Raw genomic sequence first — 15,794 nt, 5'->3', positions numbered from 1 at the left:
CATCGAGAAGGGAAACAGCCATGCGCAAACTCATCGCCCGCCTGCGCGGCGATGCCGGCATGAACACCGCTGAGTACGCCGTCGGCACGCTCGCCGCAGTCGCCTTCGCCGGGATCCTGTTGAAGGTGCTGACCTCCGGCAACGTCCAGTCGGCGCTGACCGCCGTCATCGACCGGGCGCTGAAGTGATCGGGCGCCGGCAGGCCGGCCGCGATCGGAGGCCCGAGCATCCCGAGCGAGCGGCCGGCGGACGGAAGACCGGTGCTGTCGAGCTGGCCGCCGGCGGGGACCGAGGGTCGTTCACCGCCGAACTGGCGGCCGGCCTGCCGGCGCTGCTTCTGCTCCTGCTGACCGGACTCACCGCCGTCAACGCCGTCAGCGCCCAGGCGAGCTGCCTGCACGCGGCTCGGGAAGCGGCGCTGGCTGCCGCCCGCGGCGCGGACGGCAGCGCGGAAGGCGGACGCGCGGCACCGCCGGGGGCGCAGGTCTCGGTGTCCGTCGACGGCAACCGGGTGCAGACGACGGTACGAGTGCCCGTCCGGACGCTGGGTGGCCGGCTGCCGCGGATCACCGTGGTCGCCACCGCGGTCGCCGCCGTGGAACCCGGCGCTGGCGAGTGGGATCGGTAGTGCGACCGACTCACGGCCCAGATGCCGAGGGACTCGATGGTGACCCGCTGGACGCGCAGCGCGGTGGCGCGACAGTCCTGCTGCTGGCCACGGGGCTGGTCTTCGTGCTGGTCGGGACGTTCGGCGCCGCGGTCGCCGCAGCGCAGATCGCGGCTCAGCGAGCGGCGGTGGCAGCCGATCTCGGTGCACTGGCCGGCGCCGCCCGGCCGCTCGACGGCGAGGCCGTGGCCTGCGCGTCCGCTGCCGACATCGTCGGGCGCAATGCCGCTCGGACGGCCAGGTGTCGCCTCGACGGGCTCGACGTGCTGGTGACCGTCGAGGTGACGTTCACGCCACTTCCCGGCCTGACCCGGGTCGCCACGTCGACGGCCCGCGCCGGCCCGGTGCGCGGTTGAACGACATGGGGCTGGGCGGCGGCCCTCCATCCACGGCGGCTACCCGGTCCAAGGCGGCACCGTCTGTCGCGGTGGCGGCCCGGTTCGCGGCGAAATGGTTCGCAGCGACAGCCTGGTTCGCGGCGACAGCCTGGTTCGCGGCGACAGCCTGGTTCGCGGCGGCAACCTGGTTCGCGGGGACGCCGGCGGACTTCCTGTATCTGGAGACGGCCCGCTGGCCGGGATCAGGGCCGAGGGTCTTGTCCCGGCCAGCGGCCGAAGAGCGGGGGCCGGGATTGTCAGCGGGCCTGGAGCGCGTCGAGGGCGACGGCCATGGCGATGACCAGGCGGCGGTCGATCTGCGGGTGCTGCACCTCGACGACGTACTTGTCGCGCAGGCCCCACTTCTTGACCACGGTGAAGACCGGCTGCCCACCGGCGGTGAAGTCGAAGTGGTAGGGCAGCCAGGACAGCGAGTCGACGAACCGGCGCAGCAGTGCGACCGGCAGGCTGCGCTCCTGGCCCGTCACCTGCGGCAGGCCGGCCTGCTCGACGTGCCACGTGGACCGGAGCAGCGACTGGGCGAAGTCCTTCCGGAACAAGCCGATCGGGTTGCCGGCCGCGTCGGTCACGTCGTACGTGGCGCCGAGGTCGATGCGCTGGCGGGCCTTGAAGCCGAGCAGGGGCTGCTGCTTCGAGTCGTCCGTGTAGATCGTCACCTGTTCCTTGAAGGCGAGCCGCTTCTGCTGCGCGAACGCCAGCAGCTCACCCTCGGTGCCGTCCGGGGAGACCGCACGGACCTCGTACTGGTTGACCATCATGCGCAGGCGCTGGCGGACGTGGAACTGGTGCTGGCTCTGCAAATTGTCGAGCTGCATGTGAACTCCTCAGGGGGTTGGTCCGCCGGAGTCTCGCACAGCCGGACGACCATCGCCCTCTCCGCCACCGACGATCGCATGCTGCTGGGCAGCCGTCGGAGACCGTCGGACGACCAGCCCAGCATGCCGTTGCCCGTGCCGGTGAGAGGCGGATCAGCGCCCGTCAGGAGTGGTCGCGGCGCGCATTGCCCAGGTGTTGAAAACCTGGTGGATGACGCGCAGCCGTTCGTTGATCTGCTCCAGGCGCTCGGCCTGAGCCAGGTTGGCCAGCGCCGACCCGAGCGCGATCTGCTGGTCGAGGGTGAGTTGATCCTGGTCAATGCTGTAGAGCAGGTCGACGGTCTCGGCGATGGTGTCGGCCACGGCTCCTCCTCGGACACGGGGGGCGATCGGCAGTATGGGCATCTGGCGATCGGCAGTATGGGCATCTATGGAAGCGCTCCCACATCATTGTGCCCAGTGGCATGCCGATTCATGCAACCCGCTCAGTCGGGCAGGTTCGCCAGCACCACGTCGAGCACCCGGATCGCGTCGGGCTTGGAGAGCGGGTTGTTGCCGTTGCCGCACTTCGGCGACTGCACGCAGGACGGGCAGCCGGTCTCGCAGCCGCACTCGGCGATCGCGTCCCGGGTGGCCCGCAGCCAGGCCGACGCCGTTCCGTACGCCCGTTCGGCGAAACCCGCGCCACCCGGTTGCCCGTCGTAGACGAAGACCGTCGGTGCCTCGGTGTCCGGGTGGACCGCGGTGGAAAGCCCGCCGATGTCCCACCTGTCGCAGGTGGCCATCAGCGGGAGCAGGCCGATCGCGGCGTGTTCGGCGGCGTGCAGCGCACCCGGCACGTCGGCCGGCTGGACCCCGGCAAGAGCCAACGACTGCGGCGACAGGGTGAACCAGACCGCCACCGTGCGCAGCTCCCGGGTGGGCAGGTCGAGCGGCCGGGTGTCGATCACCTCGCCGGTGGCGATCCGCCGCCGCTGGTACGACACGACCTGACTTGTCACGTCGACCTCGCCGAGGAACATGCCGACCGGCCCGGCATCCACGTAGGAGCGCACCGACACGACGGACAGGTCGGTGACGTCGCGGGCGTGGGTGGACCAGTCCGGCTCCTCGGCGTGCACAAGCGCGCAGCCGTCCGCGAGGTCGAGGTCGTCGACCACGTACGAGACGCCTTGGTGCAGGTGGACGGCACCGGGGTGGAGCAGGAAGTGCGAGGAACCGCCGTCGACAGTGCCGAGCAGCCGGCCGGTCGACGACTCCACCACACAGACCGGGGCGCCGCCCTCGCCACGCAGGTCCACCTCGGGCCGCTCCCGGTGCCGCCAGTACCAGCCGGTGGGCCGCTGCCGCAGGGCGCCGGCCGCCACCAGCTCGTCGACCGCCTCCTTCGCCCCGTCGCCGAAGAGTGCCAGGTCGGCCGGGGTGAGCGGCGCCTCGACCGCGGCGCAGGCGAGTTGCGGTGCCAGCACGTACGGGTTGGCCGGGTCGAGCACCGTCGCCTCCACCGGAGCACCGAAGATCGCCTCCGGGTGGTGCACCAGATAGGTGTCCAGTGGGTCGTCCCGGGCCACCAGCACCGCGAGGGCCTCCTGCCCGGAACGCCCGGCCCGGCCCGCCTGCTGCCACAGCGACGCCCGGGTGCCCGGGTAGCCGCAGATCAGCACCGCGTCCAGCCCGACCAGGTCCACGCCCAGCTCCAACGCGTTGGTGGAGGCCAGGCCGAGCAGGTCGCCGTGCAGCAGCGCCCGCTCCAACTCGCGCCGCTCCTCGCGCAGGTAGCCGCCCCGGTAGGCGGCCACCCGGTCGCCGAGCCCCGGCACCGCCTCGTCCAGCGACCGGCGCGCGTTGGCGGCCACGACCTCGGCGCCCTTGCGGGAACGGACGAACGCGAGGGTGCGTACCCCCTCGGCGACCGTGTCGGCGAGCAGGTCCGCGGTCTCGCGCAGCGCCGACCGGCGGACCTGCCGAAGGTCGTCGTGCTCACCGATCGCCTGCGGCGGTACCGAGGGGGAGCCGATCGCCTGCGGCGGCACCGGGGCAGCGGAGCCCGCCTCGGGTGGCAGCAGCGGCGGCTCCCAGAGCGCGAAGGTCACCCCGCCGCGCGGCGACGCGTCCTCGGTGACGGCCGTCACCGGCAGGCCGGTCAGCCGTCCGCCCGTGGTCGCCGGGTCACCGGAGGTCGCCGAGGCGAGGACGAAGACCGGGGTGGCCCCGAACCGGGCGCACTGCCGGCGCAGTCGGCGCAGCACGTGCGCCACGTGCGAGCCGAACACGCCCCGGTAGGTGTGGCACTCGTCGATCACCACGTACGCGAGTCGGCGCAGGAAACCGGACCACTGGGCGTGGCCGGGCAGGATGCCGTGGTGCAGCATGTCGGGGTTGGTCAGCACGAACCGGGAGTGCTTGCGGATCCACTCCCGTTCGGCGCGCGGAGTGTCCCCGTCGTAGCAGGCGGGGCGTACCCCCTCCAGTTCCAGCGCGGCGACGGCCCGCAGCTGGTCGGCGGCGAGCGCCTTGGTCGGCGCGAGGTAGAGCACGGTGGCCCGGGGGTCGGCGAGCAGGGTGGCCAGCGCCGGGAGCTGGTACGCCAGTGATTTGCCGGACGCGGTGCCGGTGGCGACGACCACGTGCTGACCCTCGTACGCCAGGTTGGCCGCCTCCGCCTGGTGCTGCCAGGGCGCGACGACGCCGCGTCTGGCGAACGCCGCGCGCAGCTCCGCCGGCGCCCACGGCGGCCAGGGCGCGGGCACCCCGGCGCGGGCCGGCACCCGCTCGACGTGGGTGACCGGGTCGGCGGCGCCCCGGTCACGTAGCCGGCGCAGCAGGTCCTCCGGCGCTGGCCCGGAGCCGGGACCAGCGGATACGGTGGCCGCGGGCGACGACTCCAGGTCATGGCGCGGCGTGCCCTGCGCCGAGCTGAAGTCGTTGGAGGTCACGCCCTGCACTCTCGCACTGGTGTTCGGAGATGAAAAGTCGGGCCGGGGGGTAAGGGGAAGCCTCCGCTGGCGTCCGCAGGCCGCACCGGCGGTAGTGGTTAGATGCCCACGAGAGTTTACGGCTCTGGCGAGGAGGACCGATGGAGCTGTCGCTGGCGACCCGCACCGTGGGCGAGCACACGGTGCTCGAGGTCGGTGGTGAGGTGGACGTCTACACCGCGCCCCGGCTCCGCGAACGACTCCTTGAATTGATCGACGGTGGCGCCCGTCACGTGGTGGTCGACCTCGATCGGGTGGACTTCCTCGACTCCACCGGGTTGGGCGTGCTGGTTGGCGCGCTCAAGCGGCTGCGCTCGGCAGGTGGTTCGTTCGCCCTGGTCTGTGACAAGGAGCCCCTGCTCAAGATCTTCCGGATCACCGCACTGGACCAGGTGTTCCCGTTGCACCCGACGGTCGACGCGGCGATCAGCGCCGACCCGGCGGGCGCCGGCGCGTGATGGCGACCGTCAAGCTCTCGTTCTCCCCCGCCCCGGTGCACGTGCGCACCGCCCGGCTGGTCGGCGTTGCCGTCGCGCGGCGTGCCGGGGTCCGGGAGGACCTGCTGGACGAGGTGCGCCTGGCCATCGGTGAGGCGTGCACCCGCGCGGTGGCCCTGCACCGGCAGTACGGCCTGGCCGACCCGGTGCTGGTGGAGATGTCCGACGGTGGCTCGTACGCGGTGCGGGTGGTGGACCGGGCGCCGATCGAGGCCGGCATCGGTCTGACCGCACTGCCCCCGGACGAGCTGGCCAACGAGTCGCTCACCGACGAGGCGTTGACCACCGGCGTCGGGTTCGCGCTGCTCGCCGGCTTCGTCGAGGACCTGCAGGTGCGCCCGGTCGACGAGGGCATCGGCACCGAGGTGCGGATGGTGTGGCCGGTCGGCCGCTGACCGAAAACCGTTTCGCAGGCCGCATCCCAGCAGGGGTGCGGCCCTTTCTTTCATGGACCAGTCCCTATATCAGATTTCGTTTCATAACACAGCGACGGAGATCATCGCGACACGGTGCCACCTGCGTGTGACCTCTGACACTGAGGAGGGCTACAGTACCCGGGTTGTCAGCAAGTGATCCATCCCGCAGCCAGCGGGTATGGGTGGTCATCGCTGGTCCGCTGGGGTTGGCGCGCGCTTGCGAAATCCGCATCCAGGCGTCGGTCGGTGCGTCTCCACTCACCGGCGCGAGTGTTCGGTAACAGGAGGACACAGATGTCCGAGACCTTGGCCGTCGACGGCGGCGGGCTTTCCCTTACCGGAAGCAATGTCATCTACGTCGTCATCGCCGCGGTGATCGCGCTGGTGGCGCTCGGCTTCGCCGCCGCCCTGACAAAGACGGTGCTGGCCGCCGGTAAGGGCACCAACAAAATGCAGGAGATCGCGGTGGCGGTCCAGGAGGGCGCCTCGGCCTACCTGCTCCGCCAGTTCCGTACCCTGGCGATCTTCGTCGTCATTGCCGTGGTGCTGCTCTTCCTGCTGCCGGTGCACGACACCGACGGCAGCGAGAACGCGGTGAAGCTCGGCCGTTCGCTCTTCTTCGTGGTGGGCGCCCTGTTCAGCGCGTTCATCGGCGGCGCGGGCATGTGGTTGGCCACCCGCGCCAACCTGCGTGTCGCCGCCGCCGCGAGAGAACGGGAGGGTGGTCGCGAGGCGGCCATGAAGATCGCCTTCCGGACCGGCGGTGTGGTCGGCTTCCTCACCGTCGGCCTCGGCCTCTTCGGTGCCGCGCTCGTCGTCCTGGTCTACCGGGGTGACGCGCCGACCGTGCTGGAGGGCTTCGGCTTCGGCGCCGCGCTGCTCGCGATGTTCATGCGGGTCGGCGGCGGCATCTTCACCAAGGCCGCCGACGTCGGCGCCGACCTGGTCGGCAAGGTCGAGCAGGGCATCCCCGAGGACGACCCGCGTAACGCCGCGACCATCGCCGACAACGTGGGCGACAACGTCGGTGACTGCGCCGGCATGGCCGCCGACCTGTTCGAGTCGTACGCGGTGACGCTCGTCGCCGCGCTGATCCTCGGCCGGGCCGCGTTCGGCGAGGAGGGCCTGGTCTTCCCGCTGATCATCTCCACCATCGGCGTCCTGGTCGCGATCGTCGGCGTCTTCATCACCCGGCTGCGCGCCTCCGACCGCAACGCCCTGACCGCGATCAACCGGGCCTTCTACATCTCGGCGGTGCTCTCCGCGGTGCTGGTGGCGATCGCCGCCTTCGCCTACCTGCCGGCGACCTTCGGTGAGTTCGACGACGGCCTCACCGGCGTCGACGGCAACCCGCGGTTCGTGGCCATCGGCGCCGTGGTGATCGGCATCGTGCTGGCCGCCGCGATCCAGGCGCTGACCGGCTACTTCACCGAGACCAACCGGCGGCCGGTGCAGGACATCGGCAAGAGCTCGCAGACCGGCGCGGCAACCGTCATCCTGGCCGGCATCAGCATCGGCCTGGAATCGGCCGTCTACTCGGCGCTGCTCATCGGTGCCGGCGTCTTCGGCGCGTTCCTGCTCGGCGGCAGCTCCATCACGCTGTCGCTGTTCGCGGTGGCGCTGGCCGGCACCGGCCTGCTCACCACGGTCGGCGTCATCGTCGCGATGGACACCTTCGGGCCGATCTCCGACAACGCCCAGGGCATCGCCGAGATGTCCGGCGACATCGACGAGCACGGCGCCCGGACGCTCACCGAGCTGGACGCGGTCGGCAACACCACCAAGGCGATCACCAAGGGCATCGCGATCGCCACGGCGGTGCTCGCCGCGACCGCGCTGTTCGGGTCGTACACCGACTCGCTGCAGGCCGCGTACGAGGACGCTGGCGTGGCCAACGTCGGCGGCGAGATCCTCAACTCGCTGAACGTGGCGAACCCGCGCAACCTGGTCGGCCTGATCATCGGCGCGGCGGTGGTGTTCCTCTTCTCCGGGCTGGCCATCAACGCGGTGTCCCGCTCGGCCGGCGCCGTCGTGATGGAGGTCCGCCGGCAGTTCCGTGAGCTGCCCGGCATCATGGACGGCACCCAGCGCCCGGAGTACGGCAAGGTCGTCGACATCTGCACCCGGGACGCGCAGCGCGAGCTGATGACCCCCGGTCTGCTGGCCATCCTGGCGCCGATCGCGGTCGGCTTCGGCCTCGGGCCCGGCGCGCTCGCCGCGTACCTGGCCGGGGCGATCGGGGCGGGCACCCTGATGGCGGTCTTCCTGGCCAACTCCGGTGGCGCGTGGGACAACGCCAAGAAGCTGGTCGAGGACGGCGCGTACGGCGGCAAGGGCTCCGAGGCCCACGCCGCGACGGTCATCGGCGACACCGTCGGTGACCCGTTCAAGGACACCGCCGGTCCGGCGATCAACCCGCTGATCAAGGTGATGAACCTGGTCTCGCTGCTGATCGCACCCGCCGTGGTGGCGTACAGCGTCGGCGACGACCGCAACGTCGGCCTGCGGGTCGGCATCGCGCTGGTGGCGACGCTGATCATCGTGGCGTCGGTGGTGTTCAGCAAGCGCAAGGGCATCGCGATGGACTCCGACGCCGACGGCAACACCGGCGCGGGCAGCAGTGACCACCGGCCGGAGGCGGTCAACGCCTGACCCGGCACGGGGTCCCCGGTCGACGTCCGCGTCGACCGGGGACCCCGGCCGTCCGGCCCGGTGCCACACCTGGCCAAAGGCCGTACGCTGCAACGCATGCGTAGGTGCCGGGCGTCTGCCGCCGGAAAGCTCACGGTGGTCCTGGCCACGATCGTCCTCGTCCTGGCCGGCTGCGGCGGAGGCCCCAGCCCACGGGCCTGGGCGGCGTCGGTGTGCACCGCGCTGACCCCGTGGCGCTCCGAGATCAGCAAGTTGACAAGCAGCACTGACGAACAGATGACCGCGCAAACCACTCCGGCGCAGGCCAAGGAGAACCTGGTGCGGCTCTTCGGTGGGGCGGAGCAGGCCAGCGAGGCCGCGCGCCGCAAGGTGGAGCAGGCGGGCGTCCCGGAGACCGAGAACGGCGACGCCATCTCCGCCGGTTTCCGCAGCTCGCTGGAGAAGATGCGGGACGCCTACGGCCGCGCCCGGGACACCATCGACGGGTTGGGCACCGGCGAGGCGACCGCCTTCTACGACGGCGTGCGGGCCGCGGTGGACACTCTCAACACGGAGTACGACGCCAGTGCGCTGGACACCAGCAAGCTCAACTCCGAGGAGCTGAAAAAAGCCTTCGACGAGGTGCCGGAGTGTCATTGAGTGGGCTCGACGACACTCCGGCGGCGCAGCCACCGGCGCTGTTCCCCGCCCCCGAGTCCGACGCGCCCGCACCCGCGCGACGGCGGCGTGGGCCGCCCCACAACGGCCCCACCGCAGGTGACGACGCGGGGCGGCAACTCGTCTTCTTCGGCGCGGAGGCGGCCGAGCCGGCGGTCGCCGACCTGGCCGGGCTGCTCGCCGGGCCGGGTGAGGTGGTCCGCATGGGTGGCACCGCCCGTCTCTCGGTGCAGGTGGACGCCGCGTGGCGGGTGCACGTGCTCGTCGCGGAACTGGCGTCGCGTGGGCTGGCGGCGAGCTGGGAGCCGGCCGAGGGCGAGCGACACGCCGTGCGTACGTCGTACACCCGGGTCCTGAAGCCGCTCGCGGCGGCCTGGCTGCACGGTACGGCGAAACGCCCGCCGGCCACCTTTCACCTGACCGGCCGGCGGCTGCGGTTGTGGCTCGCCGCCGCCGGGACGCCGGAGCCACCCGGTGGGTTCCTGTTGCGGCTGGGCGCGGACGACCGGGAGTGCTGGGAGCCGATCGGGGTAGCGCTCGCCGCGGCCGGGCTGGCTGGCACGCTACTCAGCCCCGATGAGGGCGGCCCGGCGTATCGGATCACCGGCCGGCGACGGCTGGGCCGGCTCGCCGAGCTGGTCGGCGCACCACCGAGCACAGCACCCCCAGAAGCCTGGCCAACCTGACCCACCCCCGATCGGCCCCCACCCCACCCCCACCCCCCCGGGTCGATCATGGAGTTGTGGTGGTGGAGATACTGCTCGTCCGGGATGAAAACGCCCACCACAACTCCATGATCGACGGGATTGGGCGGTGGGGCGGGGTGTCCGGTGCCGGACAGCGGACAGGTCGTTCCGGGTGGAAAACGGGCGGGTCGGAGCCTGGTCGTTGGCCCGCCATCGTCACAGTGACCCTCTTCGAGCCCTACCCACGGTGTACGGTGGCGCCGTCCGGCAGTGCCGAGCGCGGCGGGGCGAGAGTTGACCGTCGCGCGGTGGCGGTTTGCCGCCCGCGAAACCCGAAACGCGGGCGGCGCGTTACGTTGGACATCCGGACCGCCGGTGCGACGGCGGGGTCGAAAGCGGTCGCTGTCCGGGCGCCGGAAGGCCACGAGCAGGAGTGAGGTCGGGGAGAGACGTGCCGAGCAACGCTGGAACCACCCGTCTGGTCATCGTCGAGTCACCGGCGAAGGCCAAGACGATCTCGGGCTACCTCGGCCCGGGGTACGTCGTGGAGGCCAGCTTCGGTCACGTCCGCGACCTGCCGCGCAACGCCGCCGATGTGCCGGCCAAATACAAGAAGGAGCCCTGGGCCCGTCTCGGGGTGGACGTGGACAACGGCTTCCAGGCGCTCTACGTCGTCTCCGCCGACCGCAGGCAGCAGATCAGCAAGCTGGTGAAGCTGGCCAAGGAGGTCGACGAGATCTTCCTGGCGACGGATGAGGACCGCGAGGGCGAGGCCATCGCCTGGCACCTGGTCGAGACGCTCAAGCCCAAGGTCCCGGTCAAGCGGATGGTCTTCCACGAGATCACCAAGCCGGCGATCCAGGCGGCCGTGGCCAACCCCCGGGAGATCGACCGTGACCTGGTCGACGCCCAGGAGGCCCGGCGGATCCTCGACCGCCTCTACGGCTACGAGGTCTCCCCGGTGCTGTGGAAGAAGGTCATGCCGAGGCTCTCGGCCGGCCGGGTGCAGTCCGTGGCGACCCGCATCGTGGTCGAGCGGGAGCGGCAGCGGATGGCCTTCCGCACCGCCGAATACTGGGACATCCTGGCCACCCTCGCCGTGACCAACGCCGGCGAGGGCCCGCGCACGTTCAACGCGACCCTGATCGCCCTCAACGGCGACCGGATCGCCACCGGTAAGGACTTCGAGCCGACCACCGGCCGGGTGAAGCCCGGCGCCGGTGTCGTCCACCTGGACGAGGGTGGCGCCCGAGGTCTCGCGGCCCGACTCGACGGGCGCCCGTTCACGGTCACCCGGGTCGAGGAGAAGCCCTACCGTCGCCGCCCGTACGCGCCGTTCATCACCTCGACCCTGCAGCAGGAGGCGGCCCGCAAGCTGCGCCTGTCGTCGCAGCAGACGATGCGCACCGCGCAACGGCTCTACGAGAACGGCTACATCACCTATATGCGTACCGACTCGGTCAACCTGTCGGAGACCGCCATCTCGGCGGCCCGCCGGCAGATCGTCGAGCTGTACGGCGAGCGCAGCGTCCCGCCGGAGCCGCGCCGCTACACCGGCAAGGTGAAGAACGCCCAGGAGGCCCACGAGGCGATCCGCCCGGCGGGGGACAACTTCCGCACCCCGGGTGAGGTGGCCAAGGAGCTCTCCGCCGAGGAGTTCAAGCTCTACGAGCTGATCTGGCGGCGCACCATCGCCTCGCAGATGACCGACGCGGTCGGCTCCAGCGTCTCGGTGCGCATCCGCGCCGTCTCCACCTCGCAGGAGGAGGCCGACTTCGGCGCGACCGGCAAGACCATCACGGACCCGGGCTTCCTGCGCGCGTACGTCGAGTCCAGCGACGACGAGAACGCCGAGGCCGAGGACGCCGAGCGCCGGCTGCCCACCCTGGTCAAGGACCAGCCGCTGACCGCCGACGAGTTGGCCGCGCAGGGCCACCACACCCAGCCGCCGTCGCGCTACACCGAAGCGTCGCTGGTCAAGGCCCTGGAAGAGCTGGGCATCGGCCGCCCGTCCACCTACGCGTCGATCATGCAGACGATCCAGGACCGGGGGTACGTCACCAAGCGCGGCCAGGCGATGATCCCGACCTTCCTGGCGTTCGCGGTGATCGGGTTGATGGAGCGGCACTACCCCCGCCTGATCGACTACGACTTCACCGCCACCATGGAAAACGAGCTGGACGAGATCGCCGGCGGTGACCACGCCGCTGTCGACTTCCTCACCGCCTTCTACTTCGGCAGCTCCAACGGTGCCGGCGACCAGGACATCGCCCGTTCCGGCGGGCTCAAGAAGCTGGTCACCGAGAACCTGAGCGACATCGACGCGCGCAGTGTCAACTCCATCCCGCTCTTCACCGACGACGACGGCCGTGAGGTCGTCGTGCGGGTTGGCCGGTACGGGCCGTACCTGCAGCGGGAGCTGCCCGGCGGCGAGCAGCCGGCCGCTTCGGGGGCGCCTTCGGCCTCGGGTGAGGGTGAGGAGGGCGGCACCCAGGGCGGTGACCGGGCGCCGATCCCCGAGGGTCTGGCCCCGGACGAGCTGACCCCGGAGAAGGTGCACGAGCTGTTCCTCGGCGGCAGCGGCGAGCGCAAGCTCGGCGACGACCCGGCGACCGGCGAGCCGATCGTGCTCAAGTCCGGCCGGTTCGGCCCGTACGTGTCTAGCGGTGAGCGGAAGTCGTCGCTGCTGCGGACGCAGACCCCGGACTCGCTCACCCTGGAAGAAGCGCTCAAGCTGCTCAGCCTGCCCCGGCTGATCGGTGTCGCACCGGACGGTGTCGAGGTCTTCGCCAACAACGGCCGCTACGGTCCGTACGTGAAGCAGGGCGAGGAGTTCCGCTCGCTCGAGTCCGAGGACCAGATGTTCACTGTCGGTCTGGACGCGGCGCTGGCGTTGCTGGCCGCTCCGAAGACCCGTGGCCGGCGTGCCGCCGCGCCCCCGTTGCGGGAGATGGGTGTCGACCCGGCCACCGAGAAGCCGCTGGTGATCAAGGACGGCCGGTTCGGCCCGTACGTCACCGACGGGGAGTTCAACGCGTCGCTGCGGCGTGGGCAGACCCCGGAGGAGCTGACCCTCCAGGAAGCCTCCGAGATGCTGGCCGAGAAGCGGGCGAAGGGTCCGGCGCCGCGGAAGAAGGCGGCGGCGAAGAAGGCTCCCGCCAAGAAGGCCACGGCGGCGAAGAAGACGGCAGCGGCCAGCAAGTCCACGGCCGCGAAGAAGGCCACCACGGCCAAGGCCAGCACCGCGGCGAAGAAGGCCCCGGCGAAGAAGGCAGCCCCCCGCAAGGCCGCGTCCAGCACGGAGTAAGCCTGGAGCCGCGAGATCTTGGAAGGAAAGTGCCCCTCCAGGGGCGATTTCCTTCCAAGATCTCGTCGTTGTCCACAGGGGCTGCCGGCGGGGGTGGTGATCTGAAGACTGCTTGTCATGAGTCTTCGGAGGACTTCGTCGCCCGCTGCCTGGGCTCGGCGGCTGCCGCATGACGACGCGGACGAGCTGAGCTGGCTGCTCTTCCATCAGGAGGACGTGTTGAGCCTCGCCCAGGCGAGGCGGCACCTGTCGCCCAAGGCCATCCGGCACCGGCTGGCCACCGGCAGGTGGCGACAGGTCCATCGCGCCGTGCTGGTCGCGCACAACGGACCGGTCGGCGCCGGCCAACTCCGCTGGGTGGCCGTCCTCGCCGCGGGCCCGCAGGCGATCCTCGGTGGTCTGACCGCCGCACAGGCCGGAGGGCTCCGGGGGTTCCCGGGTCGACCGGTTCACGTGCTACTTCCCGCCGCCTGCCGGCGCGGGATCGCTGCCACCGGGCGTGCTGGCGCACCGGACAGCCACGTTGACCGACCGGGACGTCCTGGCCGTCGGGCAACCCCGCAGGACCATGCCGGCCCGTTCGATCGTGGACGCAGCACAGTGGGCCGGTGCAGACCAGGAGGCGCGGGCGATCGTCGCCGCCGCATTTCAACAACGGCTCGTGGCTGCCGACGACCTGCACCGGATCGTCGACCGGCTGCCCCGGGTTCGCCGTCGCCAACTGATTCTGGGCACGGCGGCGGACGCGGCCGGTGGGTCTCACTCGTTGCCGGAGTTGGACTTCCTGCGCCTGACTCGTCGCGCGGGGCTACCCGAACCGACGCGCCAGAAGATCCGTTGTGACTCGGACGGGCGACGGCGCTACCTGGATGCCTACTTCGAGCAGTGGCGGGTGCACGTCGAGATCGACGGCGGACAACACGTCGATCCGCGCGCCTGGTGGGCGGACATGCGCCGGCAGAACGATCTGTGGATCGAAGGCGACCGCCTGCTGCGCTTCCCGGCCTGGGCCATCCGCACCAAACCGGACGAGGTCATCGCCCAACTACAGGCCGCCCTGCGGGCGGCCGGCTGGCCGGGCTGACATTCAGAGATCTTGGAAGCAAACCGCCCCTCGGCGGGCACTTTCCTTCCAAGATCTCCAGGGCGGGGGCGGGGGCGGGGGGGCGGGGGCGGGGGCGGGGCGGGGGGCGGGGCGGGGTTAGGCGCCGAGGACTTGGGTCAGGTGGGGGCTGGTGAAGACCCGGTTCGGGTCGAGGCGGTTGCGGACGGTTTGGAAGTCTGCGAAGCGGGGGTACGCGTCGGCCAGCGAGGCGACGTCGCGATAGTGCAGTTTGCCCCAGTGTGGGCGGCCGCCCAGGCCGGCGGCCACCTGCTCGAAGGCCCGGAAGTACGGCTCGTACGGCATGCCGACGTACTGGTGCACGGCGATGTAGGCGTTGTCCCGACCGTAGCCGTGCGACAGCCAGATGTCGTCGGCGGCGGTGAACCGCACCTCCGCCGGGAAGAGCACCTTGAACGGCAGCCCGTCCACGATCCGCTGGAGCGCGGCGAGCGCCTCGGGCAGCGCCTCGCGGGGCAGGCCGTACTCCATCTCGACGAAGCGGACCCGGCGCGGGGTGCAGAAGACCCGGTCCGAGCGGCCCGTGTACCGGCGTTCGGTGAGGGCGCGGGCGGAGACCGCGCTGATGCCCGGGGCCAGCGCGGGCACGGCCCGGCCGAGTCGGCAGGCACCGGCGAAGACCCGGTTGGCCAGGAAGTCGTCGTCCAGCCAGCCGCGCCAGCGGGGCAGTGGCCGGTCGTTGGCCGGTACCCGGTTGTTGGTCTTGACCTGCACCCGCTGGGTGTAGGGAAACCAGTAGAACTCGACGTGGTCGTGCGAGCCGATCAGGGAGGGCAGGTCACCGAGCACGTCGGCCAGCTCGGCGGGGCGTTCGTGGGCGTGCAGCACGAAGGCTTCCACGCAGCGCAGGGTCACCTCGACCAGGACGCCGAGCGCGCCCAGTGACACCCGGGCGGCGGCGAGCACGTCGGGGTGTTCGTCGGCGGAGCAGCGCAGCACCTCTCCGGTGCCGGTGACCAGGGTGATCGCCTCGACGAAGGTGGACAGGCACCCGTAGCCGGCTCCGGTGCCGTGGGTGCCCGTGGAGATGGCCCCGGCCACCGTCTGCGCGTCGATGTCGCCGAGGTTGGGCAGCGCGAGGCCGTGCCGGGCCAGCAGGCCGTTGAGCGCGTGCAGGGTCATTCCCGCAGGTACGGTGACCAGCCGGCGCGGGACGTCGATGCTGACCACGGTGTCCAGCTCGGACAGTTCCATCCGCCGGTCGTCGGCGAGCGCGACGGCGGTGAACGAGTGCCCGCTGCCGGTCACGCGGATCCGGGCACCGTCGGCGACGGCGGATCGGACGGCTTCTACGACATCCGTCGGCGAGCCGGGGCGCAGGATCGCGGTGGCGCTGCCACGCTGGTTGCCGGCCCAGTTGGACCATCCAGCGGTGAGCGATGCGGTGCCGACCATGCGGGCTCCTCATTCATGAATATGAAGTGCCTTCATATCAGGAACGTTGTGCCTGGTAAATACCGCAATTGCGATCCGCTCGTTGTACCGGTAGTCACGGACTCGTGACGTGGAGATATGTTCATCCGTCGAAGGGGGGTGGCGCCGAGTGTCCACACCAGCCGCCACGACCGGGCCGCTGCGCCGCGTTCCGGTGCAGGGTCGAA

The 15,794-nt window shown here is 71.2% G+C and carries 14 protein-coding genes; 10 read left to right on the top strand and 4 right to left on the bottom strand.

The window, feature by feature from the left end; translation table 11 throughout:
* The first annotated feature begins 20 nt into the window (after positions 1-20).
* The 3 genes from AB0B57_RS13125 to AB0B57_RS13115 all read left to right on the top strand — a co-directional run bounded on the left by AB0B57_RS13125 (position 21) and on the right by AB0B57_RS13115 (position 1,023).
* Positions 21-188, top strand: coding sequence for a DUF4244 domain-containing protein (locus tag AB0B57_RS13125; protein WP_081883916.1), 168 nt, complete (start codon positions 21-23; stop codon positions 186-188).
* 83 nt (positions 189-271) lie between these two features.
* A complete protein-coding gene (locus AB0B57_RS13120) occupies positions 272-628 on the top strand; it encodes a TadE family type IV pilus minor pilin (RefSeq protein ID WP_357068947.1) in 357 nt (118 codons plus the stop codon).
* Positions 628-1,023: an Rv3654c family TadE-like protein gene (locus AB0B57_RS13115; protein ID WP_357068557.1), complete on the top strand. Its 396-nt coding sequence runs from the start codon at positions 628-630 to the stop codon at positions 1,021-1,023. The genes AB0B57_RS13120 and AB0B57_RS13115 overlap by 1 nt, the downstream gene beginning before the upstream one ends.
* Before the next feature lie 278 nt (positions 1,024-1,301).
* Here the strand turns inward: AB0B57_RS13115 and AB0B57_RS13110 are convergent, their stop codons facing one another.
* The 3 genes from AB0B57_RS13110 to AB0B57_RS13100 all read right to left on the bottom strand — a co-directional run bounded on the left by AB0B57_RS13110 (position 1,302) and on the right by AB0B57_RS13100 (position 4,816).
* Complete coding sequence (locus AB0B57_RS13110; protein WP_357068555.1) at positions 1,302-1,880, bottom strand: hypothetical protein; 579 nt, start codon at positions 1,878-1,880, stop codon at positions 1,302-1,304.
* A 153-nt stretch (positions 1,881-2,033) separates the two neighbouring features.
* Entirely contained in the window at positions 2,034-2,243 is a 210-nt protein-coding gene (locus tag AB0B57_RS13105; protein WP_357068553.1) for a hypothetical protein, read from the bottom strand.
* 122 nt (positions 2,244-2,365) lie between these two features.
* The gene (locus AB0B57_RS13100; protein WP_357068550.1) at positions 2,366-4,816 is read right to left on the bottom strand and encodes a DEAD/DEAH box helicase; all 2,451 of its coding nucleotides are present in this window, start codon (positions 4,814-4,816) and stop codon (positions 2,366-2,368) included.
* 140 nt (positions 4,817-4,956) lie between these two features.
* Here AB0B57_RS13100 and AB0B57_RS13095 point away from each other — a divergent pair, with 140 nt between their 5' ends.
* The 7 genes from AB0B57_RS13095 to AB0B57_RS13065 all read left to right on the top strand — a co-directional run bounded on the left by AB0B57_RS13095 (position 4,957) and on the right by AB0B57_RS13065 (position 14,154).
* A complete protein-coding gene (locus AB0B57_RS13095) occupies positions 4,957-5,313 on the top strand; it encodes an STAS domain-containing protein (RefSeq protein ID WP_357068548.1) in 357 nt (118 codons plus the stop codon).
* Entirely contained in the window at positions 5,310-5,747 is a 438-nt protein-coding gene (locus AB0B57_RS13090; protein ID WP_030334228.1) for an ATP-binding protein, read from the top strand. Before AB0B57_RS13095 ends, AB0B57_RS13090 begins: the two co-directional genes overlap by 4 nt.
* Positions 5,748-6,062: 315 nt before the next feature.
* On the top strand, positions 6,063-8,420 hold the full coding sequence (locus tag AB0B57_RS13085; RefSeq protein ID WP_357068545.1) for a sodium-translocating pyrophosphatase: 2,358 nt from the start codon (positions 6,063-6,065) through the stop codon (positions 8,418-8,420).
* A 96-nt stretch (positions 8,421-8,516) separates the two neighbouring features.
* A complete protein-coding gene (locus tag AB0B57_RS13080) occupies positions 8,517-9,059 on the top strand; it encodes a hypothetical protein (protein WP_357068543.1) in 543 nt (180 codons plus the stop codon).
* Positions 9,050-9,763, top strand: coding sequence for a hypothetical protein (locus AB0B57_RS13075; protein WP_357068541.1), 714 nt, complete (start codon positions 9,050-9,052; stop codon positions 9,761-9,763). The genes AB0B57_RS13080 and AB0B57_RS13075 overlap by 10 nt, the downstream gene beginning before the upstream one ends.
* Before the next feature lie 451 nt (positions 9,764-10,214).
* Positions 10,215-13,070 carry a type I DNA topoisomerase gene (gene topA, locus AB0B57_RS13070; RefSeq protein WP_357068539.1) on the top strand — a complete coding sequence of 952 codons (2,856 nt, stop codon included), beginning with the start codon at positions 10,215-10,217 and terminating at the stop codon, positions 13,068-13,070.
* A 523-nt stretch (positions 13,071-13,593) separates the two neighbouring features.
* Entirely contained in the window at positions 13,594-14,154 is a 561-nt protein-coding gene (locus AB0B57_RS13065) for a DUF559 domain-containing protein (protein WP_357068537.1), read from the top strand.
* Positions 14,155-14,271: 117 nt separating this feature from the next.
* Here the strand turns inward: AB0B57_RS13065 and AB0B57_RS13060 are convergent, their stop codons facing one another.
* Positions 14,272-15,588, bottom strand: a complete 1,317-nt coding sequence (locus AB0B57_RS13060) for a D-arabinono-1,4-lactone oxidase (RefSeq protein WP_357068535.1) — start codon at positions 15,586-15,588, stop codon at positions 14,272-14,274.
* Positions 15,589-15,794: the final 206 nt, after the last annotated feature.

The sequence above is a fragment of the Micromonospora sp. NPDC049101 genome (assembly GCF_040648675.1).
In the GTDB taxonomy this organism is placed as follows: domain Bacteria; phylum Actinomycetota; class Actinomycetes; order Mycobacteriales; family Micromonosporaceae; genus Micromonospora.
This window is presented reverse-complemented; position numbering and strand designations above follow the sequence as displayed.